This is a genomic window from Christensenella sp. KGMB01412 (assembly GCF_055522415.1).
In genome coordinates this window covers 20,662-44,427 of the sequence record NZ_JBVFVW010000013.1, presented here as the reverse complement: position 1 = coordinate 44,427, position 23,766 = coordinate 20,662, and the positions used below count along the sequence as shown (strand labels likewise).

Annotated in this window: 19 protein-coding genes; 11 read left to right on the top strand and 8 right to left on the bottom strand. The window is 49.6% G+C overall.

The annotated features are described in order from the left end of the window. Positions 1 to 27: 27 nt before the first annotated feature. A complete protein-coding gene (larAH6, locus tag ACS5WU_RS13325) occupies positions 28 to 1,275 on the top strand; it encodes a nickel-dependent malate racemase, LarAH6 family (protein WP_465089196.1) in 1,248 nt (415 codons plus the stop codon). A 19-nt stretch (positions 1,276 to 1,294) separates the two neighbouring features. After that, the gene (locus ACS5WU_RS13320; protein WP_046442345.1) at positions 1,295 to 1,834 is read left to right on the top strand and encodes an inorganic diphosphatase; all 540 of its coding nucleotides are present in this window, start codon (positions 1,295 to 1,297) and stop codon (positions 1,832 to 1,834) included. A gap of 115 nt (positions 1,835 to 1,949) precedes the next feature. On the opposite strand, the gene ACS5WU_RS13315 is transcribed toward ACS5WU_RS13320, so the two are convergent. Next, on the bottom strand, positions 1,950 to 2,969 hold the full coding sequence (locus ACS5WU_RS13315) for a LacI family DNA-binding transcriptional regulator (RefSeq protein WP_302760826.1): 1,020 nt from the start codon (positions 2,967 to 2,969) through the stop codon (positions 1,950 to 1,952). Positions 2,970 to 3,191: 222 nt separating this feature from the next. Between ACS5WU_RS13315 and ACS5WU_RS13310 the strand changes: the two genes are divergently transcribed. Further along, positions 3,192 to 5,009 carry a cupin domain-containing protein gene (locus ACS5WU_RS13310; protein WP_302760828.1) on the top strand — a complete coding sequence of 606 codons (1,818 nt, stop codon included), beginning with the start codon at positions 3,192 to 3,194 and terminating at the stop codon, positions 5,007 to 5,009. Between the two features lie 79 nt (positions 5,010 to 5,088). Here the strand turns inward: ACS5WU_RS13310 and ACS5WU_RS13305 are convergent, their stop codons facing one another. Beyond that, on the bottom strand, positions 5,089 to 6,816 hold the full coding sequence (locus tag ACS5WU_RS13305; RefSeq protein WP_046442342.1) for an ammonium transporter: 1,728 nt from the start codon (positions 6,814 to 6,816) through the stop codon (positions 5,089 to 5,091). A 183-nt stretch (positions 6,817 to 6,999) separates the two neighbouring features. Then, positions 7,000 to 9,084 (bottom strand): glutamine synthetase III family protein, encoded by a 2,085-nt coding sequence (locus ACS5WU_RS13300; RefSeq protein ID WP_465089195.1) that lies wholly within the window; start codon positions 9,082 to 9,084, stop codon positions 7,000 to 7,002. A 326-nt stretch (positions 9,085 to 9,410) separates the two neighbouring features. Between ACS5WU_RS13300 and ACS5WU_RS13295 the strand changes: the two genes are divergently transcribed. The 7 genes from ACS5WU_RS13295 to ACS5WU_RS13265 are packed head-to-tail and all read left to right on the top strand — an operon-like array spanning position 9,411 to position 16,651. Further along, positions 9,411 to 10,529 carry a class II glutamine amidotransferase gene (locus ACS5WU_RS13295; RefSeq protein ID WP_302760832.1) on the top strand — a complete coding sequence of 373 codons (1,119 nt, stop codon included), beginning with the start codon at positions 9,411 to 9,413 and terminating at the stop codon, positions 10,527 to 10,529. A gap of 48 nt (positions 10,530 to 10,577) precedes the next feature. Continuing rightward, on the top strand, positions 10,578 to 12,083 hold the full coding sequence (locus ACS5WU_RS13290) for a glutamate synthase-related protein (RefSeq protein WP_059108933.1): 1,506 nt from the start codon (positions 10,578 to 10,580) through the stop codon (positions 12,081 to 12,083). A 5-nt stretch (positions 12,084 to 12,088) separates the two neighbouring features. After that, positions 12,089 to 12,517, top strand: coding sequence for a 4Fe-4S dicluster domain-containing protein (locus ACS5WU_RS13285; protein WP_046442338.1), 429 nt, complete (start codon positions 12,089 to 12,091; stop codon positions 12,515 to 12,517). A gap of 5 nt (positions 12,518 to 12,522) precedes the next feature. Beyond that, a complete protein-coding gene (locus tag ACS5WU_RS13280; RefSeq protein WP_059108932.1) occupies positions 12,523 to 13,755 on the top strand; it encodes an NAD(P)/FAD-dependent oxidoreductase in 1,233 nt (410 codons plus the stop codon). Continuing rightward, positions 13,752 to 14,465 carry a GltB/FmdC/FwdC-like GXGXG domain-containing protein gene (locus tag ACS5WU_RS13275; RefSeq protein ID WP_059108931.1) on the top strand — a complete coding sequence of 238 codons (714 nt, stop codon included), beginning with the start codon at positions 13,752 to 13,754 and terminating at the stop codon, positions 14,463 to 14,465. Before ACS5WU_RS13280 ends, ACS5WU_RS13275 begins: the two co-directional genes overlap by 4 nt. A 13-nt stretch (positions 14,466 to 14,478) precedes the next feature. Continuing rightward, entirely contained in the window at positions 14,479 to 15,045 is a 567-nt protein-coding gene (locus ACS5WU_RS13270; protein ID WP_302760837.1) for an ANTAR domain-containing response regulator, read from the top strand. A 13-nt stretch (positions 15,046 to 15,058) separates the two neighbouring features. Continuing rightward, complete coding sequence (locus ACS5WU_RS13265; RefSeq protein ID WP_302760839.1) at positions 15,059 to 16,651, top strand: CTP synthase; 1,593 nt, start codon at positions 15,059 to 15,061, stop codon at positions 16,649 to 16,651. A gap of 534 nt (positions 16,652 to 17,185) precedes the next feature. On the opposite strand, the gene ACS5WU_RS13260 is transcribed toward ACS5WU_RS13265, so the two are convergent. Genes ACS5WU_RS13260 through ACS5WU_RS13250 form a run of 3 tightly spaced genes read right to left on the bottom strand, consistent with a single transcriptional unit; the run spans position 17,186 to position 19,017 of the window. Beyond that, the gene (locus ACS5WU_RS13260) at positions 17,186 to 17,980 is read right to left on the bottom strand and encodes a glycosyltransferase family 2 protein (RefSeq protein ID WP_059108927.1); all 795 of its coding nucleotides are present in this window, start codon (positions 17,978 to 17,980) and stop codon (positions 17,186 to 17,188) included. Further along, a complete protein-coding gene (locus tag ACS5WU_RS13255) occupies positions 17,973 to 18,323 on the bottom strand; it encodes a DUF2304 domain-containing protein (protein ID WP_059108926.1) in 351 nt (116 codons plus the stop codon). Before ACS5WU_RS13255 ends, ACS5WU_RS13260 begins: the two co-directional genes overlap by 8 nt. Continuing rightward, on the bottom strand, positions 18,313 to 19,017 hold the full coding sequence (locus tag ACS5WU_RS13250) for a glycosyltransferase family 2 protein (RefSeq protein ID WP_059108925.1): 705 nt from the start codon (positions 19,015 to 19,017) through the stop codon (positions 18,313 to 18,315). The genes ACS5WU_RS13255 and ACS5WU_RS13250 overlap by 11 nt, the downstream gene beginning before the upstream one ends. A 162-nt stretch (positions 19,018 to 19,179) precedes the next feature. Here ACS5WU_RS13250 and ACS5WU_RS13245 point away from each other — a divergent pair, with 162 nt between their 5' ends. Then, positions 19,180 to 21,375, top strand: a complete 2,196-nt coding sequence (locus ACS5WU_RS13245) for a DUF2142 domain-containing protein (protein WP_059108924.1) — start codon at positions 19,180 to 19,182, stop codon at positions 21,373 to 21,375. Between the two features lie 66 nt (positions 21,376 to 21,441). Here the strand turns inward: ACS5WU_RS13245 and ACS5WU_RS13240 are convergent, their stop codons facing one another. Both ACS5WU_RS13240 and ACS5WU_RS13235 read right to left on the bottom strand, forming a co-directional pair. Beyond that, positions 21,442 to 22,149, bottom strand: coding sequence for a hypothetical protein (locus ACS5WU_RS13240; RefSeq protein WP_302761161.1), 708 nt, complete (start codon positions 22,147 to 22,149; stop codon positions 21,442 to 21,444). Between the two features lie 132 nt (positions 22,150 to 22,281). Continuing rightward, entirely contained in the window at positions 22,282 to 23,718 is a 1,437-nt protein-coding gene (locus ACS5WU_RS13235) for a 4Fe-4S dicluster domain-containing protein (protein ID WP_046442328.1), read from the bottom strand. Positions 23,719 to 23,766 lie beyond the last annotated feature (48 nt).

Genomic DNA, 23,766 nt, shown 5'->3' with positions numbered 1-23,766 from the left:
GGCTGCATTCATATAAGGAGAAACCATATGAAAGTGGAACTGGGATTTGCCAAGGGAACGCAAACGGCAAAGGTGCCTGAGGAATGTATCATCAGTATCTTAAAACCAAATGAGGTAACGCATGAGCTGACCGGCGAGGCGGAGGTGCGGCGCTCGGTGGAACATCCGATCGCAAGCAAACGGCTGCGGGAGATCGCAAAGCCGGGCGAAAAGATCGCGATTATCACAAGCGATATAACGCGCCCGATGCCTTCGAAAATCGTATTGCCGGTGGTGTTGGATGAACTGAAGGCGGCGGGCGTCAGTATGGACGATGTAACGGTTGTATTTGCGCTCGGTTCCCACCGCAAGCAAACTGAGGAGGAAATGCGCTATCTGGCAGGCGACGCGGTTTACGACGAAGTAAAGTGTATCGACTCCGATCCAAAGGATTTTGTGCATATGGGCGATACGTCGCGCGGGACTCCCGTCGATATTTTTACGCCGGTGGCACAGGCGGACAGAAGAATCTGCCTTGGAAATATCGAGTTCCATTATTTTGCGGGTTATTCCGGCGGCGCGAAGGCGATCATGCCGGGCGTATCCACACGGGCGGCAATCCAGTCCAACCATTCGCGGATGGTGGAGGAAAGCTCCCATGCGGGCAAGCTTGCGGGAAATCCTGTAAGGGAAGACATCGATGAGGTGCAGGATTTTGTACCGATCGATTTCATTGTAAATGTTGTTTTAGATGAGAAAAAACAGATTATCAAATGCGTGTCCGGACATTGGAAGGACGCGCACAAGGCAGGTTGCGATTTTCTTGACACGCTGTACAAGGTCGTCATTCCGGAGCGTGCGGACATCGTCATTGTTTCACCGGGCGGGTACCCTAAGGATATCAACCTGTATCAGGCGCAAAAAGCGCTTGACAATGCAAAGCATGCGGTAAAGGATGGCGGTATCATTATTCTGGTGGCATCCTGCAAGGAAGGCCTTGGCGAGGGCGTATTTGAACGCTGGATGACGACAGCGGAAAGTCCGGATTTTATGGTGGAGGAAATTGAACGGAATTTTGAGCTTGGCGGGCACAAGGCCGCCGCGATTGGCATGGTAATGCAAAAAAGCGACGTGTACCTCGTTTCAGACCTGCCGGACGATTTCGTCAAAGGAATTTTCTTTAAACCATATCAGGAACTGCAGAGTGCTGTGAATCATGCTTTTTCCCATAAGGGGCTGGATGCCAAGGTGATCATTATGCCTTACGGAGGTTCCACGCTGCCTTTCGCGGAGTAAGCGGAAAGGTAACTGACATATGAATATTTGGCATGATATTGCGGAGGAGCGGATCACAAAGGATGATTTTATCTGTGTGATCGAGATACAGAAGGGCAGTAAAATGAAGTACGAGCTCGATAAGGAAACCGGACTTCTGAAGCTGGACCGCGTACTGTATACCTCAACGGTCTATCCGGCAAATTATGGTTTTATCCCGCGTACCTACGCTGAGGATAACGATCCGCTCGACGTACTTGTGCTGTGCTCGGAGGCAATCGCGCCTTTGACGCTTGTGCGGTGTTATCCGATCGGCGTGATCAAAATGGTGGACGACGAGCAGCAGGATGAAAAGATTATTGCAATTCCGTTTGGAGATCCGATGTATAACGGATATCGGGATGTGTCGGCGCTTCCGGCGCATATTTCAGACGAAATGACGCATTTCTTTGAGGTCTATAAGACGCTCGAGCACAAAAAGACGACCGTCAGGCAAGTGGACGGGCGTGACGACGCAACGATGATCATCCAAAACTGCCTGAAGGAATACAAGGCGCAGTTTGAGCCGGAAGAAGCATAGCGCGTCAATCAAATAGTTTATAAAGCTTATTTCATACATTGTAGAAACCCTCAAAGCCTAACGCAAAAGCGGTGTCGTTGTAAATGATGCCGTTTTTGTGTTGGGTTTGTTTTTTTCAAATATGCAGTTTTTTTACAGAATCACGCACGATGAGGTTGTTAGAGGAAACCTGCACGCTTTGCGCGGGCCGGTTTTCAATCAGTGCAATCAGCAGATCGATTGCGGCTGTCGCCATATGCTCCTTATCAAGCGATACGGTAGTAAGCGCGGGATCGGTATATTCCGCCATAATGATGTCGTCCACAGAGACGACTGATACATCCTCAGGAACCTGTATGTTATTACTTTTCAGATGCTTCATCAATTCGATGGCAAGGATATCCTCCATACAGAAGAACGCCGTAGGAAGGTCGGCACATACGCAGCGGTCAATCTGGCCTGTGAGGGAGCGGCGGTCTGTTATGCCGTCGAAAAACCAACGGAGCTCAGTGTTCAGACCGTGCCCGCGGAGCGCCTTTTGATAGCCTGACAATATTTGCGTATAAAAGGCGGGCAGGCATGTGTTGCCGATAAATCCAATTTTCCTGTGTCCCTGCGCGAGGAGATATTCCACAGCGGTATAAGCTGCCAGCTCGTAATCTGCCCTGACGGAATAGATATCGCCTGATGAAGAATGGTCATCCACTACCACAAACGGTATTCCAAGCGAGCCAAGCATGCCTGCAAGGCTTTGCGGAATATCCTTCAGAAAAATAAGGCCGTCGACGTCCCTGCTTAAGATTTGCTCCGGCAGGCGCAGCTCTTCACCGTCAAAGCTGAATTCAGAATAGATGAGCGAGTAACCGTAGTGCATACAACGCTTCAGCAAGGTTTTCATGATGCTGAAATAAAACATATTATCAAATACGGAGGAGGAGTCCTCGAATACCACGGCTACCGTATAGCTCCGGTTATAAAATAAACGCCTGGAATTGAGGGAAGGCCTGAAGCCGTTTTCCTCAATGATGCGCAGCACCCTTTCCTTTGTTTTTTCACTGACGCCGCTTTTTCCGTTCAGGATAAAGGATACGGTCGTTTTGGAAACACCGGCAAGTTTTGCGATATCAGAGATCGTAAGTTGCTTTGTATTTTTCATCGGTCGTCCTTTGCGGATTTATAAAACCGGTTTTATAAATCTGAATAAAGTAATTTTAAAACATCTACGAAAAAGGTAACATAATTACTGATATATGTCAAATATTGCCTGTATAATTACAATTTTGGATTGAAACAAAACCGTTGACAAAAGTTTCAATCCATGTTAATTTGTATTTAAACCGGTTTAGTAAATTTCAAAAATAAAAAAGGAGGGGACAAAATGCCAGTATATGAATCAATCAAAAATGCGGATAACAGGATCAAAATATCGGAGCAAAACAAGGACAGCGTGGTATTTGGCTGGAACGAGGGGATCAGGATGCTTGCGCGGCAATGCAGCGGAGGGGCAAAAAACATTGCGCTCGACGGATGGTATGGAGTGGATTTTGAAAAAATAGCCTACGCACTGGAAACGGAACTGAAGGCAATGGGACTCGAGGTGCGGCTGCTGGATGCGCTGGAGCTTTACAAAACAAGGGAGGAAATTGCCGCCTATAACGCGCAGTACGTGACGGAGGATCCGGGCTTTGGCATTGTGAATGCGAAAGGGGTTATCGAGGATATTCTGGAACCGGAGAGCGTAGCGGCCATGCAGGGTAAGCTCGCACATAAAAGCGGGCAGGTAACCGTTATTTACGGCACAGGCGCGTGCGTCAGGGAGCTTGCGCCGCTCATCGATGTAAAATGCTATGTGGACAACACGCACCAGAAGGTGCAATGGGATATGTGGACCGGAAAGCTGAAATCCTTTGGAAGTGCGCAGGCGACAACAGACTATGACTGGAAGGAATACAACTATTCCGACTATTATATGCTAAAGCGCCAAAAAGATTTTATGTACGGAGCCATGGATTTCTATATTGAGAATTATTTTGAGGACGACCTTGTAGTGATCCCGCGTGCGGCATATGATGAGATGATGTCCACACTGGTAAAATACCCGATTCACGAGGTTAAAATATTTTCACCCGGACCGTGGGGCGCATATCGTTTCCTCGATATGGATTATGGCGTGGAGAACCTTGCGAACAATGCGTGGAACAAAATTGGCGGCCCGGAGCTTCGCATCCTGATCGACTTTGGCGGGGAACGGAGCATATCCATGCCCATGCTTAACGCCATGCAATATGGCAAAGAGCTGGTGGGAGAACTCATCGATAAAGAGTATCCGGGATTGTTCCCGCTCGATATCTGGCTGGACGACGGGTACCATAAAACGCCGCAGAGCGCGGAGCGCATCAGTATGCCCATGCACATCCATCCCAGCAGCCGTTATGTGGAAGAGCATTTTAACGAGCCGCTCGGGCGTTACGAAACCTATTATATTGCAGAGGCCTACGAAGGCGCGAATACGTGGATGGGTTTCAAGGACGACGCGGATATCGAGGAATGGGAACGCAAATGCGAGGAATCCCAAAACATTAAGCCTATCGGGGACTGGAAGGATTTCATCGAAAACTGGGAAAGCAGGGAAGGGGACCTTTACCTGATCCCGCCGGGAACGATGCACGGTCACGGTGGTAACCAGATGGTGCTTGAAATGGATACGAATCCAAGTATCAACGGTACGGAATACTCCTTCTTCGAATATGATTTTGCACGTCCGTCCTGGGACGACGAGGCGCAGAGCATGACTGGAAAGCCTCTTAAAATGCACCTGGAGCACGGCTTCGATATGGAAAAATGCAGGCGCGCCTCATGGGTGGATGAACACCTGAGGGCCACGCCGTCCGTTGTAAAATGGACGAAGGATTATTTCATCGACCGTTACAAGAGCCTGCCGGAAATGCCTTACCATGTGGAACGTATCCATTTTGAAAAACGGGCGGAATATTCCACGGAGGGTAAATTTATGCACATGCTTACGCTTACCGTCGGTTCCAGAATCAGCGTGCGTTCCCTCGGTAATCCGGAATATGGCGCGGGCTGCGACAAGTTCCAGACGCTTGTCATCCCGGCCGCATTCGGGGATTATGAAATCATAAACGAAGACGGGGGCCGCGCGACCGTTGTCATCCAACGCTGGAAAAAGGGATAAAGAGATACAAAAAAGAGTGGAAAGCGTCCACTCTTTTTTGTTGCCTTATGTATGCCAAACGCCTTTGCGTGAGGGCGTTTTACTCTTCATCCTGCAAGGCTTCGTAACCTTCCTCGCCCGTGCGGACCTTGATGACGTTCTCTACGTCGTATACAAAAATCTTACCGTCGCCGATATGTCCGGTGTAAAGGGCTTCCTTGATCGCCGCGATTACCGTGTCTACAGGAATCCTGCATACAACCACCTCGACCTTTACTTTGGGCAGCAGGTTGATATCCACTTCAACCCCGCGGTAATACTCGGAGTGTCCCTTCTGCATTCCCGCACCCATTACCTGTGAAACGGTAATGCCTGTAATTCCGATGCTTTCAAGCGAGGATTTCAGCGCCTCAAATTTACTCTGGTTCGCAATCACGACGAGTTTTGTCATCTTCACATCCGAAGCGGCCCCTGCGCTTGCTTCCCTTGGCATCCGTTCCACTGGAACCGCCTTTTCAAAAGAAGCGGAAGATGCGCTTTCCAGCTCCAGCTTTGCGTTTCCATTTTCGTCAATACCGCCTGTTGCAATAAAGTCTGTGCCGCACACGGGCATAAAATCCGCGTAGCCGCTGGCAAGGCCGTGCTCCTCGATGTCGAGTCCTGCGAGCTCCTCCGCTTTTGATACGCGCAGGCCTTTTGTATGCTTCAAAATCTGGAACACGACCGTCATCGTTACGGCAACCCATGCCGCAACGCATACTACGCCAAGCGCCTGTACGCCGAGAAAGGAAGCGTCTCCAGTGTAAATAAGCCCGCCATCCAGTGCGAAGATTCCCACGAGGATCGTGCCGGCAGCGCCGCAAAAGCCATGGACCGCGATTGCGCCAACAGGATCGTCGATCCTGAGCTTTTTATCCACAAATTCAACGCCGAACACCACGACAAAGGATGCGATAAGGCCAATGACTGCCGCTGCCCATGGCTCGACCGCGTCACAGCCTGCCGTGATTGCCACGAGGCCTGCGAGCGCGCCGTTGAGCGTCATGGAAACGTCGGGCTTCTTATAACGTATCCAGGTGATCAGCATAGCCCCCGTAGAAGCTGCCGCGGCTGCGATGCTCGTTGTGGTAAAGATTTTGCCCATTGCGGGAGTCGCCTCGCCGGAAGCGGAGAGGGTGGAGCAGCCGTTAAAGCCAAACCACGCAAACCAGAGGATGAATACGCCGAGCGCTGCCAGCGTGATGCTGTGACCAAGAATGGCCTTTGGCTTCCCGTTTTTATCGTATTTTCCAATACGGGCTCCCAGGATTTTAGCGCCCACGAGCGCTGCTACGCCGCCTACCATGTGAACCGCCGTAGAGCCCGCGAAATCGTGGAAGCCAAGGCCGGCGAGCCAGCCGCCTCCCCAGATCCAGTGGCCGGAAATCGGATAAATGACGGCGCTGATAATGATGCTGTAAATGCAGTAGGACGAGAATTTCGTCCGTTCCGCCATAGCGCCTGATACGATCGTTGCCGCTGTCGCGCAGAACATTGTCTGGAAGATAAAGAAGGCGTAAGAGGGAATTTCACCCGTGGCGTAGTCGCCCTGTACGAAGAAGTCGGGCGTTCCGATAAAACCGGATGCGGAAACGCCGAACATCAGGCCAAAGCCGATCACCCAGAAAACAATAGAGCCAAGCGAAAAATCCATCAGATTTTTCATGACGATGTTACCGGCGTTCTTTGCGCGGGTAAGGCCTGTCTCGACCATCGCAAAACCGGCCTGCATAAAGAATACAAGCGCTGCGCCCAGTAACACCCATACTGTGTCAACCGCAGAATACATAATAATGATACCTCCTGAAAATAATAAGGCGCGTACCCCGGGGAAGGGCTGCTGCCCCGGGATACACGCCTTTGTGTCAAATATATGTGATAAGATCACGCCTGCATCAGGAATTGCCTTTTATATGCCCTCGTCAGGCAATATCTGGCACAGTCGTCTGCTATATTTATTTCCTTTGCCTGCCTACACGCTGAACAGCAGGTCACCGTATGTAGGCCACGGCCAGCATTTCTTGCTGACAAAAGTCTCCATCGTGTCGGAAATGCCCCGTAACTCCTGCATTGCCGCAAATACGTGCTCGCGGTAATACCTGGCGCATTCGGCGACGTCCTCATATTGCTTCACCGCGATAAGTGCGGAATCCAGCGTATCGACTGCCTGCAGGAAGCAGGTAAGCTGTGCCGACAGGTCTTTCACAAGCTGTTCTTCCACACTGGTGTCCGCGCCGAGCTGCTTTTTGGCAAGCGCACTTTCCGCAAGTTCCCCTGTATACGCGCTGACTGCCGGAATGATGCTTTTCTTCGACATTTGCAGCATGGTAAGGGCTTCTATGTTAAGCGTTTTGCAATATCCCTCCAATGTAATTTCATATCTGGAAAATATCTCTGTTTTCGTGAAGATATGATGCCTGGTAAAGAGGTCTATATTCTTCTCGCTGATGAAATACGGCAAACAGTCTGCGGTTGATTTCAAATTCAGCAATCCGCGTTTTTGCGCCTCGGCCTCCCATTCGGCGGAATAATTGTTGCCGTTGAATATGATGCGCTTATGCTGCTGCACGGTATCCTTCACAAGCGTCAAAACATCCTGTTTAAAGCAATCGCCTTTTTCGAGGCGGTTTGCGAATTGCCCGAGCGCTTCGGCGACAATCGTATTGAGGATGATGTTCGGCCCGGCGATCGATTGACTGGAGCCAAGCATACGAAACTCGAATTTATTGCCGGTAAACGCGAACGGGGAAGTGCGGTTCCTGTCCGTAGTATCCTTTTGGAAGTTTGGCAGGACATGTACGCCCATTTCCATATCGCATTTTTTCTTGTCGGTGTAGTCGCTGTCCGTTTCGATCGATTCCAATACCTCTGTAAGCTCATCGCCCAGGAACATGGAAATAATCGCGGGCGGAGCCTCGTTCGCACCAAGCCTGTGATCATTGCCTGCGCTGGCGACAGATACCCGCAACAAATCCTGGTATTCGTCCACAGCCTTGATGACTGCGCACAGGAAGAGAAGGAATTGCAGGTTGCCATGCGGCTCATCCGTCGGATTTAACAGGTTTTCGCCCGTATCGGTAGTGATTGACCAGTTGTTGTGTTTGCCGCTGCCGTTTACGCCTGCAAAAGGTTTTTCATGCAGCAGGCACGCAAGGCCGTGCTTGTAGGCAATCCGCTTCATCACTTCCATTGTAAGCTGGTTGTGATCGGTCGCGATATTGGTCGTGGTAAACACAGGCGCAAGCTCGTGCTGTGCCGGGGCGACCTCGTTATGCTTTGTCTTGGCGAGCACGCCGAGCTTCCACAGTTCCTCGTCAAGCTCCTTCATAAAAGCGGATACGCGTGGACGGATCGATCCAAAGTAATGATCGTCAAGCTCCTGGCCTTTAGGCGGCTTTGCACCAAAAAGGGTACGGTTGCAATATTTCAGGTCTCTTCTTTTTTCATACATTTCGCGGTCAATAAGAAAGTATTCCTGCTCCGGACCGACCGTGGATAGAACCCTTTTTGCTTTTGTATTGCCAAATAGCCGAAGGATGCGAAGCGCTTGCTCGCTTAGAGTCTCCATAGAGCGCAACAGGGGGGTCTTTTTGTCCAGCGCCTCGCCGCCATAGGAACAGAAGGCGGTTGGGATACATAGAATACCGTCTTTGATGAACGCGTACGACGTTGGATCCCATGCGGTGTAACCCCTTGCCTCAAAGGTTGCCCTCAGACCGCCTGAAGGAAAACTGGAGGCATCCGGCTCGCCCTTTATGAGCTCCTTTCCGGAGAATTCCATGATTATCTTTCCACCGGGGGCGGGGGAGATAAAGCTGTCGTGCTTTTCCGCGGTTGTTCCAGTCATCGGCTGGAACCAATGCGTGAAGTGGGTTACGCCATGCCCCATTGCCCATTCCTTCATTGCATGGGCGACAGCGTTTGCAATACCAAGGTCGAGGTCTTTGCCGTCTTCCACGGTTTTGCGCAGAGCCCTGTACGTTTCTTTGGGCAGGCGCTCGCGCATCGCCGCATCGTTGAACACCATACTGCCAAACAGTTCCGGTACGTTTGTCATTGTTATCGATCCTTTCTGTCTTTTTTTTATATTCTATAAAATTTGAAAGGCGCTGCGGGAAAAGTTTTTTATATTTCCGCAGCGCCTTTGCTGTCCACAATTTGGATTATAAAACTGCGCCTGTCAAAAGTCAAGAGGTTTTTAAGAAAAAATGAAATATTATAAAAATAAATTGCAATAAAATGGAAAAATACGCTTGATAAAATAATAATAACGCAAAAATATGCAAGAATAATTTAAAATATTTCATTTTGCTATTGACATCGCCAAAAAGGCAGCGTATCATAACGAATGTAAAAAACAGATACGTAAAGGCGGGAAAAACCATGCAAAGAGAAGGCCAGGTAAGGATACCATCGGGCTGCGCGATTTCAGGAATGTTCGCAAGGGACGGCAGCCGTCTCTGTGGAGAAAACATTATAAAATCCATTGCGACCATGCACGACCGTTCCAATGGACTTGGCGGCGGATTTGCGGGCTATGGCATCTATCCGGAATATAAGGATTATTACGCATTCCATATCTTTTATGATAACAAAGCGGCAAAGCTTGCCTGCGAGGAATTTTTGGAAGAGCATTTCGATATTATCAATTTGTCAAAAATTCCAACGCGCAAGCATCCGCGCATTACCGACGAACCATATATATGGAGATATTTTGTAACGCCGCTGCATACGAGGCTTACGGACAGCCAGCTTGATGAGAAGGAATACACGGTCCGCTGCGTGATCAGGATCAATACGCGCATTAAGGGAGCTTACGTCTTTTCAAGCGGAAAAAACATGGGTGTTTTTAAAGCGGTCGGCTTTCCGGAGGACGTGGGCGAGTTTTACCGTCTGGAAGAATACAGCGGTTATTGCTGGACGGCGCACGGACGTTATCCGACCAATACCCCGGGCTGGTGGGGCGGCGCCCACCCGTTTGCGATGCTCGACTATTCCATTGTACACAACGGAGAAATTTCCTCCTACGACGCGAACCGCCGTTATATTGAAATGTTTGGGTATCAATGTACGCTGCTCACGGATACGGAAGTCATTACTTATATGATAGATTATCTCGGACGCAGGCAGGGGCTTACCTTTGAAGAGATTGCAAACGTAATCGCAGCGCCGTTCTGGAGCACGATTGACCGGATGCCGGCAGGGAAAAAAGCAAAATTCACTTACCTGCGCAACGCATTCGCGAGTATGCTCATCACCGGGCCGTTTTCGATTCTGCTTGGCTTTGAGGGGGGAATGATGGCGCTCAACGACAGGCTGAAGCTTCGCTCGATGGTCGCTGCCACAAAAGGAGATATGGTGTATGTGGCAAGCGAGGAATGTGCGATACGCCGGATCGAGCCGGAGCCAGACACAATCTGGGCTCCAAAAGGCGGGGAACCGGTCATTGTAACGCTCAGGGAAAGCGAAGGAAAACGGGAGCCGGAAAAGCAGGCGATATAAGCCTGCCTGCCAGTGTAACGAATCACAGGAACGAAGGAGCGAATAAAGATGCCTATCAATTATTTATATCCGGATTACGAGATAGCGCGTAATGCACAGCGGTGCATTGCCTGCCGCGTTTGCGAACGGCAATGCGCGAACGAAGCGCATCGCTACGATCCGGAGCTGAACCTGATGACAGGCGACGATACAAGATGTGTCAACTGCCATCGGTGTGTTTCACTGTGTCCGACACATGCGCTTAAAATCATAAAAACGGACCATACCTTTAAGGAAAATGCAAACTGGACGGGAGAAACAATCAAGGAGCTGTACCGGCAGGCGGGTACGGGCGGCGTGCTGCTTTCCTCCATGGGCAATCCAAAGCCATATCCGGTCTACTGGGATAAGCTGCTGATCAACGCGTCGCAGGTAACCAATCCGTCCATCGATCCGCTGCGCGAACCAATGGAGATCAAAACCTACCTTGGAAAAAAGCCGGAGCGTATAGAACGGGACCAGGACGGCGAAATTACCTGCAATCTTTCACCACAGCTGGAGCTCGATATTCCGGTGATGTTTTCTGCAATGTCCTACGGCTCTATCAGTTATAACGCGCATGAAAGCCTTGCGCGGGCAGCGCGGGGGTTGAATACCTTCTATAACACAGGCGAAGGCGGCCTGCACCAGGATTTTTACGAATACAGTGCAAATACGATTGTGCAGGTTGCGTCCGGACGCTTTGGAGTCCATAAGGATTACCTCAATGCGGGAGCGGCAATCGAAATCAAAATGGGACAGGGTGCAAAACCCGGGATTGGAGGGCACCTGCCGGGTAGGAAGATTGTGGGCGACGTATCGCGAACGAGAATGATCCCTGAGGGAAGCGACGCGATTTCACCTGCCCCGCACCATGACATTTATTCCATCGAGGATTTACGCCAGCTTGTTTATTCGCTTAAGGAAGCGACGGATTACAAAAAGCCTGTTATTGTCAAGATTGCGGCTGTGCACAATGTAGCTGCGATTGCAAGCGGTGTAGCGCGCAGTGGTGCGGATATCATTGCGATAGACGGTTTTCGCGGGGGGACGGGCGCTGCGCCCACACGCATACGCGATCATGTCGGTATTCCGATTGAGCTTGCACTTGCCAGCGTGGACGAACGCCTGAGGCAGGAAGGAATCCGGAACAACGTATCTGTTGTAGTGGGAGGAAGTATTCGGAACAGCGCGGACGTTGTGAAAGCGATCGCCCTTGGCGCGGATGCGGTATACATTGCAACGGGAGCGTTGCTCGCGCTTGGATGCCACTTGTGCCGAAGCTGCCAGACCGGAAAGTGTAACTGGGGAATCGCCACGCAGGAACCGGAGCTTGTGAAGCGCCTGAACCCGGATATGGGCAGCGAACGCCTGATGAATCTGGTACGCTCGTGGGGCCACGAAATCAAGGAAATGATGGGCGGCATGGGCATCAATTCCATTGAGGCGCTGCGTGGAAACAGGCTGATGCTGCGCGGAATCGGACTCAATGAAAAAGAGCTCGGGATATTGGGCGTGAGATATGCGGGGGAATGAGGACTATGAAGCGAATTTATGTCAATGAAAAGTGGTGTCTGGGATGCCATCTTTGCGAATACAACTGTGCGTTTTCAAATTCTGCGGAGACGGATATGGTGAAAGCCCTTAAGGATGTAAAAATCAATCCGCGCATCAAAATCGAGGAAAACGGGAACGTATGCTTTGCGGTTTCCTGCAGGCATTGCGACGAGCCGTTATGTGTACAGGGATGTATTATGGGCGCGCTCTCCATAGAAAACGGCGTAATCCTGATCGATCAGGACAAATGCGTTGGCTGTTGCACATGTATCCTGATGTGCCCGTACGGTGCGATCATGCCTTCGGATACCGGCGTGATGCAAAAATGCGAGCTGTGCGTAAAAAACTCAGACGGGGTACCGGCATGTGTAAACGGCTGCCCGAACCAGGCGATCGTATTTGAGGAGAGATGATAGAAATGAAGTATGTAATCGTTGGAAATTCCGCTGCCGCGGTGGGGTGTGTCGAGGGAATCAGGCAGCAGGACGCTGAAAACCGGATTGTTGTAATTTCAGATGAACCATATCATACCTATTCACGCCCTGCAATCTCTTACCTGCTGTATGGAAAGACGACGGAAGAGAGGATGAAATACCGCCCTGACGGCTTTTATGAAGATATGAACTGCAAAACGCTGTTTGGAAGGAAGGTAACCAAAATTGACGCGGTCGATAAATGGCTGCTCCTGGACGACGGGCAGATGGTGGAATACGAAAAATTGCTGATTGCAACAGGATCGAGACCGTTTTTACCGAATATCGAAGGGCTTGCCGGTGTGAAGGAAAAACATACGTTTATGTCGCTTGACGATGCTAAAAAGCTGGACGGCGCACTTCGCGCGGACAGCAAAGTGCTTGTGATGGGCGCGGGGCTTATCGGACTGAAGTGTGCGGAGGGGATCGCGCACAAGGCAGGCAGCATAGACGTGGTAGACCTTGCAGACAGGATACTGCCAAGTATTCTTGACGCTGATGCGGCAAAGCGCGTGCAAAGGCATATAGAAAAAAACGGAGTCCGGTTCCATCTGTCTGACGGGATACAGAAATTTGCCGGAAATAAGGCTGTGCTGTCGAGCGGAAAGGAAATTCCGTTTGATGTGCTCGTGGTTGCGGTCGGCGTTCGTCCCAATACGGAAACAGCAAAAGAGGCGGGAATCAGGGTGAACAAAGGAATTGTGACGGATATGCTGTGCCGTACGTCCGTAAAGGATATCTTTGCAGCGGGCGATTGCGCCGAGAGCTACGACATTACATCGGGGACAGAGAGGCCCCTTGCACTTCTTCCAAACGCATATATGCAGGGCGAATGTGCGGGAATCAATATGGCGGGCGGCATTAAATGCTATGAAAGAGCGATTCCGATGAATGCGATTGGTTTTTTTGGACTGCATATCATCACGGCGGGGAATTATGACGGCGAGACTTATGTGGAGCAAACGGAAGAAGCATATAAAAAACTGGTCTCAAAAGACGGCCTATTGAAAGGGTTTATCCTCGTGGGGAATGTAGCCCGCGCAGGGATATATACATCCCTGATCCGCGAGAGCGTTCCGCTAAGCAGTATCGACTACGACCTGATCAGGCAAAAACCGCAGCTTATGGCGTTTTCAAGAAGCGATAGAAGCATCAAACTGGGAGGTGCACAGATATGAATATCAATGCGTGCAATATGCACTTTATGGACTTAAACCGTGAAATTAAGGCGGCCCAAAACGAAGTGGTGATCGACAACTGCATGGGGCAGCGTTACATTGGCAGCGGGCTTTCCAATAAAAGCATTGTGATCAATGGAACGCCGGGGAATGCCCTGGGGGCGTATCTTGACGGATGTGTGATCACAGTCCATGGAAACGCCCAGGATGCGACGGGAGATACGATGAATGATGGAACGATTTATATTTCCGGCTCCTCGGGAGACGCAACCGGTTATGCGATGCGCGGCGGCAGGATTTTTGTAAATGGAGACGTGGGATATCGCGCGGGCATCCATATGAAAGAATATAAAGAAAAAAGCCCTGTGCTTGTGGTGGGAGGCAGTGCGGGTAGCTTCCTGGGGGAATACCAGGCGGGAGGGACGATCCTTGTGCTGGGGATTGAACGCCGCAAGCCGGTTGGTAATTTCTGCGGAGTGGGAATGCACGGAGGACAAATCTTTTTGCGGTGTGATGCCCCGCCCGCCGATCTGCCCGGGCAGGTAACTGCCGTCAAAGCAAGCGAAGAGGATATGCAGGCCATTGAAGCGTATGTCGACGAATTTTGCCGGGCGTTTGGCAGGAAAAAGGTTCAGATTATGAACAAGGATTTTTACGCGTTGCGTCCGGACAGCAAAAATCCGTATACCCAGCTTTATACTCAGAATTAGAGGGGGCGATCGTATGTGCCGGATACTGCTCGCATCCGGATCACTCAAAGGAAGGGATTTTTTTACGAACCTGGTGAAGGAATACGGGAATCATGAGGTCGTGACCGCACCGGGAGGAAAGGAGGCGCGAACCATCCTCAGCAGGCAGGATATTGGTTTGCTCATCATCAACGCGCCGCTTAAGGATGAGTTTGGGGAAACCCTTGCGGAATATGCGGCAAGAAATTCCGCGTGCGGGATTATCATGGTGGCGAAAAACGAAACGGATGAACGGATTATCCTGCAGGCAGAATCAGCGGGGGCAATGGTCGTAAAAACGCCGCTCAGCAAGGCACTGTTTAAACAGGCATTCCGCCTTGCGTACGCATCCAAAAACCGTATGGCGGGACTGTTGCAGGAAAACAGAAAGCTATGCAGGAAGATTGAGGACATGGGCATCGTGGATCGTGCAAAATGCGTACTCATACAGGTTCTTAAGATGACCGAACCACAGGCGCACCGGTATATAGAAAAACAGGCGATGAATATGCGGGTAACGCGGCGGCAGGTGGCGGAGGAACTGCTCAAAACTTACGAATAGCAAAGGGGAAGTTATGACAAAGTTTATATTTGTGACAGGCGGTGTGGTTTCCGGACTTGGAAAGGGAATTACGGCGGCGTCACTGGGACGGCTGTTGAAGGCGAGGGGGCTGAAAATTGCGGCACAAAAGCTGGATCCCTACATTAATGTCGATCCGGGAACGATGAGCCCCTTCCAGCATGGAGAGGTATTTGTGACAGAGGATGGGGCGGAGACAGACCTCGACCTTGGACATTACGAACGGTTTATCGACGAAGACCTGAACCAGTATTCCAACCTAACCACGGGCAAAGTATACTGGAACGTTCTCACCAAGGAGCGCCAAGGCGAATATCTTGGAGAGACCGTACAGGTCATACCCCATGTAACAAATGAGATCAAGGGCTTTATTTATTCGGTTGGCAAAAAAACGGACGCGGACGTTGTCATTACAGAGATTGGCGGGACCACGGGTGATATCGAGAGCCAGCCGTTTTTGGAGGCAATCCGCCAGGTATCGCATGAAGTAGGGCGTGAAAACTGCCTGTTCCTTCACGTTACGCTCGTTCCTTACATCAAAAGTTCAGGGGAGCACAAGTCTAAGCCAACGCAGCACTCGGTTAAGGAGCTGCAATCGTTTGGCATTATGCCGGACATTATCGTGATGCGCAGCGACGAACCGGTTGGAGAGACGATTAAGCAAAAAATTGCACTTTTCTGCAATGTGAAGCCGGATTGCGTGATTGAAAACATCACGCTGCCTGTGCTGTATGAAGCGCCAATGATGCTCGAGCAAAATGGTCTCGCGGATATTGTATGCAGGGAATTGCACATGGAATGCCCTCGGCCGGACCTTACCGGATGGAAACAAATGATCGAGCGGATTCACCATGCGTCGGAGCCTGTAGAAATTGCATTGGTAGGTAAATACGTGCAGCTGCACGACGCATATCTTTCGGTGGCGGAAGCCCTTGCACACGCCGGATATGAAAACGGCGCGGACGTCGGCATCAGGTGGGTGGATTCGGAGGAAATCGGTAAAGGCAACATCGCAGAAGCGCTTTGCGGCTGCAATGGAATCCTGATTCCGGGCGGATTTGGAAACCGCGGGATCGAAGGGAAAATAGAAGCGGTGCGGTATGCCCGGGAAAACAATATTCCCTTCCTGGGAATCTGTCTTGGTATGCAGGCTGCGGTGATCGAGTATGCGCGCAATGTCCTGCGGCTTGCCCGCGCAAATTCACGCGAATTTGACGAGATATGTGATTACCCGGTGATCGACCTGATGCCGGACCAGGTCGATATCGACAAAAAAGGCGGAACGATGAGGCTTGGTGCCTATCCGTGCCGGATTGTGGCAGACTCGATTATGGAGCACGCATATGGAAAAATCGAAATTACAGAGCGCCACAGACATCGATATGAGTTTAACAACGCTTTCCGGGTGCAAATGCAGGAAGCGGGATTAATGTTTACAGGGTTATCTCCGGACGGAAAGCTTGTAGAAGCGGTCGAAATACCGGAAAATGATTTCTTTATCGGAGTACAGTTTCATCCGGAATTTAAAAGCCGCCCCAACAAAGCGCATCCGCTGTTTCGCGAATTTATCGCGGCGGCAATGAAGTAGAAACCATGCGATATCGTGCGATGTATCCGAAGGCGAGCGCATAAAACGCCGCCCTTCGGAGACGCGCCGTACAGTTCAAAAATCAAACTGAATACGGCGCTCTGCATCCGCCTGTTGAAGCATAGGCAATACAACGTGGTCACGGCTTCTCAAGCTCCTCAGTGCGGCATCTTATGTGCCCGCCGGCAAGCTGGCAATGTCCTGAAACAGACACTGGCGCTTATACGCCTTGCGCTGCGGTGGTACGTTACCCGGGTATACCCCTCTGCTTCCGGCAGGCACAGGACAGTTTGCAGCGAAGGGCTTCGGGAGCCGTTGCACTTTAACCGGATTTTACATATATTCGGAAAGGCGGACGCAGAGTGCGTTTTTGTTTCCATAGTTACAATGTACGCGCGTCCCTGAGTCGCAAGCTGTCCTGCGCCTGCCCGGTGAAGATAATGATCTGACCTGACGTGAAATAATGCAATAACGTATGGATTTGCATGCACGACATCATATACAAAAAAAGACGCCTGCAGGCGCCTTTTTGCATTAATCAAGCTGGTTGCTGTCTGCGCTGCCGGAATAACGTTTCATAAGCAGCTTTGCAATGGGTTTTGGCCAGTAACGGCAAAACATTTCGAAGTCCTCCGCAAAGCGTTTGCCGTCCGAAAGCTGTTTGGTGGTTTCCGATTCCTCATGGATGCGATGCAGCATCAAAGGCTGCGGAATATAGACGAACGAGCCTTTTTGCCGGGCGAGCCTGCTCCACGCGTCCCAGTCAAGGTCACACGTCATTGTTTCGCTGAATCGAAAATCAGGAAAACGCTTTCTGTTGATACATACAGAAGGGCAGCAGATCGCACAGCCAATGGATAAGGCGCGGTTACGCATAAATTTGCTGTGCCAAAATGCTTTTGGTTTCAATAGGGCATTTATTTTCCGTTTTACGTTCAGCAGATTGCTGTCATACACCTTTTGATCTGCACGCAGCTCGCCGTAATCAGTAAAAAAGATAATTGGTTCTTTGGCTCTTCTGGAATATTCAATAATGGATTTTGCGTAGTCCGGCTCATACAGGTCGTCCTGGTGAGCAATGGTCACAAGGTCACTCGATGCACATGAAAGCGCAAAATTCCAGTCGCGCCCGATTCCGCTTTCGCGCTTGCTGGCATATACGGGAACGCCAAATTCTTTCGCTAAGCCCTCGATGTATTCGTTCGGCGTGGAGGTCGCAATAAAGAACGGAGATTTTGCCGTCTGGTTTTTAAGCGATTCAAGACATGCGCGCAGATGGGGACTTTCCCTATAAGCGCACACCGCAAAGCTGTGGGATAGATCAGTCATCCTGTTTCTCCTGTTTTTCAAATTCGTCGAATGCAATTTGCTGCGCCAGCGTTTTGTTTTTTTCTGTCAGCTCGGAAATTTTGATGGTCATCAAAAACTGCTTTAAGATAATAATGGCAATAAAGAACAAGAGGATGAAATTAAGCGGCGTCTCTATCCCCAAAATACCCGAGAAAAAATTTGCAATTTGCGGAAAAACGCTGAGCAGAATCAGTAATACGGCAAAAACAATCCAAAAAATGGAATCCGATACATTCAGTTTGGATTTGCGGATTTTATTCAAAACATAAAACAGTACAAGGACGGAGATTACAATTAAAACAATACGAAGCTCAAGCGCCATTTTTTTTGCCCCTTCCACGAAATAAATTGATAAAGATGATCGAAACGAACATCCGAAACATATAGAATATGGATTTTGCAAATGTAAAATAGCTCTTTCCGGTTTCCCGCTCGTTCATATCAACCTGCACTTCGGCAAGCTTAGCGCCGCGCCGGACAAAATAGGCCCAGGTGTCCGGTTCCGGGCCGCAGTTTGGATCAAAGGCGATCTGCTGCATGAGCTTACGGCCGATCAGACGCATCCCGGACGTCGGATCGGTGAATTTTACACCCGTCGTCAGCCGGAAGGCGCCGCTCAAAAGGCGTGAGCCGAGCATACGCAGCGTCATTGGCTTTTTGCGGCTCGCATAGCGCGATCCGATAACAACATCATAAGGGCCTTCCTGCATTTTATCGATCAAAAGCTGTACGCACTTTGCGTTATGCTGTCCGTCGCCGTCAAAGGGCATGGCATAGTCGTAGCCATGCTGGAGAGCGTATTTATTGCCTGTCTGGAATACGCCGTCAAGCCCGAGGTTTACAGGAAGGGAAATACACGGAATATTGTTTTCAGCGCATATTTGCGCCGTTCGGTCGGCAGAGCCATCGTTAATCACGACAAAATCAATCTGCGGACAATGCGTCCGTAAATCCTGGGCAACTTTTAAAATACTGTCCTGCTCATTGTAGGCAGGCACAAAGATCAGCAAATTCATCCGATGATTCCTAACGTTACACAATGATATAATAAAATGGATTTATCCTTCATTATTGTAGCATAGATATACTTTTTTTGCTATTTGGTTTTTATGTGGCACAAAGGCCGTTTCATATTGAAGAAGAAAGCGTTTTCTGATAAAATGATGGAGGTATACAGATTGGCAATTATAAAAACGGGCGATGGGCGCGGTTGGGAGAAATATATGGGGCGTATTGTAAAAAAATCGATTGCAGCAGTTGTTGTTGCTTTTTTATTGGCCTTGGTTATGGAATGGGCAGTAGGGGTTGCGAATCCGCCTCTGTATCATTACGAGTTCAATGGCGAAACGCAGAGTGAATTTACAGCTGCTGATATAGCGGCGGTCGGATATGATCAGGAGGGCGGCTTATTCGTACCCAGCGATATCGATCCGCAGTTGTTTGTTGCGTTTCCACAGGGACAGCAGACTGCCTCGGTCAGGATCGCGTTTGAGACGCCGCTTGAGGATTTGACGGACGTACAGTTGTTTTATCCGGATGAATACGGCGGCTTTAGTGAATTGAATTCAGCGCTCAGGATTAATTTAAAGGGAACGGACGAAGTCGTCCTCAATTTTCCAGCCGGAGAGTATCCGGAGCTGCGAATCGATATTGACGGAAGTTTTGCACTGAAAAGCATCGAGACTTCCGCATCGCCTGCGCAAAAAATAGTAACCCCCGAACCATGGAACCTGCCGAGGATGATGGGAATGTTCGCCGTCCTCGCCATTGTTATTTTCCTTTTACTGTACTTTAACGTGTTTGGTAAAATAAAGGGCGCAATCTTAAAAGCAGCCCGGGTAATCCGCGAAAATCCAAAAAGAACGCTTAAGGTGGTTCTGATCACAGCTGTAATAATGATTGGATTTTGCCTGCTGGCCTTTGGAGCGTGTAAGGCTCTGCACAAAACGCCGGTGCCCGTCTATTTTGCATTTGCCGCTTCCTTTGGATTCGTTTTATCCATGTTTATCCTGTTTTTTAAATATACAGGGAAAAAGCCGGAATACTTTTTCCTTGCAATTTTCTTATCGGCGGCTTTGCTTTTGGCATGCTTTACGCCGACTACGCTGGCGCTTTCATCGTGGGATGACGAAACGCATTATGCAAAGATGCAGGGCCTCTCTTATTTTGGAGAGGATGCAAGGGTTACGACTGCCGACGCGGCATTTATCGGAAGGGCGTATCCACAGACTTTTTCCATAGAAGAGCAAAATGCGATCTACGAAAAGCTTGACGAGCAATACACGGAAGGCGCGCCTTCTGTAAATAGCGATAATCAGATGAGCTATGAAAAGCTCGGCTATGTGCCCAGTGCGGTATCTATGTTTCTTGCAAGGATGTTCCAGATGTCCTTCCACGATACGCTGGTATTGGGACGGATCGCAATACTGGTTGTTTTTGCGCTGCTGTGTTTCCTCGCGATCAGGAAGCTGAAATCCGGAAAAATGATCCTCATTTTGTTGGCGTTGTTGCCTACAAACGTATTTCTGGCGTCTCATTTCAGCTATGATCCGTGGGTGACCGGATTTACGATTTTGGGATTTGCATGGTTTTTTGGCGAATTGCAGGAGCCGGATAAGCCGCTTACAGTCGGCAACTGGATTATTATGCTCGCTGCGCTTGCGGTGGGCATGGGGCCAAAGGCGATTTATTTTCCGATGATTGCGTTATTGTTCTTTATGCCTAAAACCAAGTTCCGTTCCCAAAAGACGTGCCTTATTTACCGCCTTTCAGTTTTGCTGACGATGTTTGTGGTTTTGCTGACATTTTTGCTTCCTGTGCTTACAAGCGGGATGGGTGCGGGAGACGCGCGCGGTGGCAGCGGGGTAAATTCGGCCGAGCAGCTTGCGTACATCCTGAATAATCCGTTCAGCTTTATCAAAATGATGGCAATTTACCTGCCGCAGTATCTGTCTATAGGGAACGCGCAGATGTATATGACCTCGTTTGCATATCTTGGCGACGGCGCTTTTTATGGAATATTACTGGTGCTCCTTGCGGTGGTTGTGTTTACCGACAGAAATGAATATGACCGCTTTACGACGACTGTGCCCCATAAGCTGAGAACGCTTTTTGCCGCGCTGGTTACAGTTGTATGCGTTGCAACCGTACTTTATATTTCGTTTACGCCGGTTGGTTTTGATACGGTGAACGGGTGCCAGGCAAGGTATTTGATGCCGGTTATTTTCCCTGTGCTTTATGTGATCGGGACGAACAAGATTTCAAATCGTATGAACAGGAACACTTACAATACGATTGTGTTTTCAATCAGCGGGCTTGTCCTGTTCTTCAATATTGGTTATATGTTGCTTGGACGGTATTTCCTGGCTAATTAGCGGGAGACCATTTAAAAAAGCCTTTTGATCGAAAGATCAGAAGGCTTTTTGTGATAAGTGCGTTTATTACCGTTCATTTTGGCCGTTTCCATTGGGAGGCTGTTGTTGCCGGCCATATTGCTGTTGTTGTTGCTGTGGCTGTTGATAGGGCTGCTGTGGTGTTTGCTGGTAAGGCTGCTGTGGCGGCTGTCCGTAGGGAGGCTGCGGTTGCCCGTTCCCACCATAAGGAGGCTGCCTGTAAAGCAGTGGATTATCACCCTGGCGGATCGCAAAGACAGTAAAGGGAACGATGACACTGAAAAAAATAGAGAGCACAAGCAGCACCGAGGAGCTTGATGTATGCCAGTTGTAAATGCGGTAAAGTGCGATCAGGTAAAAGACGACGGTTGTAATCGCAATGGCAATCGTGACAGTCATCAGGATGACATATACCGGCCAAAACAGATAGGCTGCCCCTGCGGTAAATGGAAATACGACCATCATAATAAGATAGAGTATGAACACTCCCACATAAAGGGAAAGAAGCAGTACCGCATAATTTGTCTTTTTCCCTAAAAATTTTTCCGCATAAGTATCTGCCAGTTTTCCCATGGTGTAAAACATAACAATCGGAATCCATGCAAGCCATGGGTATTCAATCTGCCTGCGTTTTGCCATTGTATAAAGGCCGAATGCAAAGAAGAAATAGAAAACCGCGCATATAATAATAATCACTGTAAGCACTGTACCGGCGACCATAAACGCAGGCCAAAAGGAATGATAAGAAGCTGCCATCAGAAATCCTCCATTTTTAAAATTAATTATTTTAACTATAACAGACTTTATGAAGCGATGCAATCAGATGGCAGAGGGAGGGTTTCCGGGAACAAAAAAAGACCGGCTGGACAGCCGGTCAATCAGGGTTCACTACTTAATCGTCTTCAAAATACCGATTGCATCCTTGATGGTTTTTTCCTTTGCCTCATTTCCGTACTGGTCCACAAGACGTTTTTCTTTGGGGCCGTGTGTGAGGCAGGCAGCCCCCCCGATGCAGCCGTCCTGACAAGCCATGCCTTCTATGAAGTTGTTTTGCAGCACGCCCTTGGAAGCTTTCATGAGGGCGACCTTGCATTCCTCGATGCCGCTGCAGGGCAGGGGGTTACATTCGAAATCGTCATAGCCATGCTCGTCGAGCGCCTGCTGAACAGCTGCGGACACGCCGCCGCTGCGCGCAAAGATGCGGCCAAAATAGGAAGCGTTGTCAAGAGGCGCGTGCTCCATCTGCGAAAGGTCTATGCCGCGGCTGTCAAGAAGCGCCAAAAGCTCTTCGAACGTAATCACGCAATCCACGATTCCATCCACTGTGGGCAGCTGGCGTTCTTTTTTCTTTGCAATACAAGGCCCGATAAAGACGATCTTTGCAGTGGGATCCATTTTTTTAAGAAAAACTGAAATCTCCGCCATGGGCGATAAATTATGTGAGATATGCACCGCAAGGTCCGGGTAGGCATTTTTGATATACTGCACAAATGCAGGGCAGCAGGAGCTGGTAAGAAATTTTTTTTCATACAGCTCGTCCGCTTCCTTATATGCCGTCATATCTGCGCCGAGCGCAGCCTCAACGACATTAAAAAAACCGAGTTTTTTGATTCCCGCGACTGTCTGTTCGACATGGATACCGCCAAACTGGCTGGAAATGGAAGGCGCAACCACGGCATATACCTTATATTTGGAGTTGTTTTCCGAGCCGCGCAAAAGGTTTATTGCTTCCAGCATATAGGACTTATCAGAAATCGCGCCGAACGGGCATTGATAGACGCAGGCGCCGCACGAAATACATTTGCTGTTATCAATTTCAGCCTTTTTGTCTTCGCTCATAGAGATAGCGTCCACCTTGCAGGCGTTTTCACATGGACGGACCATTTTTACAATGGCGTTGTACGGACAAGCGGAAACGCACTTACCGCATTCAATGCACTTATCCGGATTGATTTGCGCCTTCAGTCCGATGATCTCGATCGCGTCCTTAGGGCACACGTTTTTACAGCGGTGCGCGATGCAGCCACGGCAGGCCTGTGATACGCGGATGCCGTCGACAGGGCATTCGTCGCATGCGATGTTGAGAACCTCAACGACATTTTCATTGTCCGGATTGCCGCCCAGGGCAAGCTTGACGCGTTCATTGACAATGGCGCGCTCTTTGTAAATGCAGCAGCGCATGGTGGGCTTGGGGCCGGGCATGATTTTTTCAGCCACATGCAAAAGTCCGCTGTCCAGCTTATCGTCAAAGGCAAGCGCAGCGACCTCCCTGAGTACCTTATATTTGATTTCCTGAACGCTTGTGTCGAATACTCTGTAATCCATCTAAAAATAATATCTCCCTTTGTTTTTTCTATTATTAACTATACTGTT

Excerpts from the sequence above, each read along its gene's own strand:
- larAH6 (WP_465089196.1), top strand. The coding sequence starts at position 28 with ATGAAAGTGGAACTGGGATTTGCCAAGGGAACGCAAACGGCAAAGGTG.
- ACS5WU_RS13315 (WP_302760826.1), bottom strand. The coding sequence starts at position 2,969 with ATGAAAAATACAAAGCAACTTACGATCTCTGATATCGCAAAACTTGCC.
- ACS5WU_RS13235 (WP_046442328.1), bottom strand. The coding sequence starts at position 23,718 with ATGGATTACAGAGTATTCGACACAAGCGTTCAGGAAATCAAATATAAG.
- ACS5WU_RS13260 (WP_059108927.1), bottom strand. The coding sequence starts at position 17,980 with ATGACTGATCTATCCCACAGCTTTGCGGTGTGCGCTTATAGGGAAAGT.
- ACS5WU_RS13290 (WP_059108933.1), top strand. The coding sequence starts at position 10,578 with ATGCCTATCAATTATTTATATCCGGATTACGAGATAGCGCGTAATGCA.
- ACS5WU_RS13320 (WP_046442345.1), top strand. The coding sequence starts at position 1,295 with ATGAATATTTGGCATGATATTGCGGAGGAGCGGATCACAAAGGATGAT.
- ACS5WU_RS13240 (WP_302761161.1), bottom strand. The coding sequence starts at position 22,149 with ATGGCAGCTTCTTATCATTCCTTTTGGCCTGCGTTTATGGTCGCCGGT.
- ACS5WU_RS13300 (WP_465089195.1), bottom strand. The coding sequence starts at position 9,084 with ATGACAAACGTACCGGAACTGTTTGGCAGTATGGTGTTCAACGATGCG.
- ACS5WU_RS13305 (WP_046442342.1), bottom strand. The coding sequence starts at position 6,816 with ATGTATTCTGCGGTTGACACAGTATGGGTGTTACTGGGCGCAGCGCTT.
- ACS5WU_RS13255 (WP_059108926.1), bottom strand. The coding sequence starts at position 18,323 with ATGGCGCTTGAGCTTCGTATTGTTTTAATTGTAATCTCCGTCCTTGTA.
- ACS5WU_RS13285 (WP_046442338.1), top strand. The coding sequence starts at position 12,089 with ATGAAGCGAATTTATGTCAATGAAAAGTGGTGTCTGGGATGCCATCTT.
- ACS5WU_RS13280 (WP_059108932.1), top strand. The coding sequence starts at position 12,523 with ATGAAGTATGTAATCGTTGGAAATTCCGCTGCCGCGGTGGGGTGTGTC.
- ACS5WU_RS13270 (WP_302760837.1), top strand. The coding sequence starts at position 14,479 with ATGTGCCGGATACTGCTCGCATCCGGATCACTCAAAGGAAGGGATTTT.
- ACS5WU_RS13265 (WP_302760839.1), top strand. The coding sequence starts at position 15,059 with ATGACAAAGTTTATATTTGTGACAGGCGGTGTGGTTTCCGGACTTGGA.
- ACS5WU_RS13250 (WP_059108925.1), bottom strand. The coding sequence starts at position 19,017 with ATGAATTTGCTGATCTTTGTGCCTGCCTACAATGAGCAGGACAGTATT.
- ACS5WU_RS13295 (WP_302760832.1), top strand. The coding sequence starts at position 9,411 with ATGCAAAGAGAAGGCCAGGTAAGGATACCATCGGGCTGCGCGATTTCA.
- ACS5WU_RS13310 (WP_302760828.1), top strand. The coding sequence starts at position 3,192 with ATGCCAGTATATGAATCAATCAAAAATGCGGATAACAGGATCAAAATA.
- ACS5WU_RS13275 (WP_059108931.1), top strand. The coding sequence starts at position 13,752 with ATGAATATCAATGCGTGCAATATGCACTTTATGGACTTAAACCGTGAA.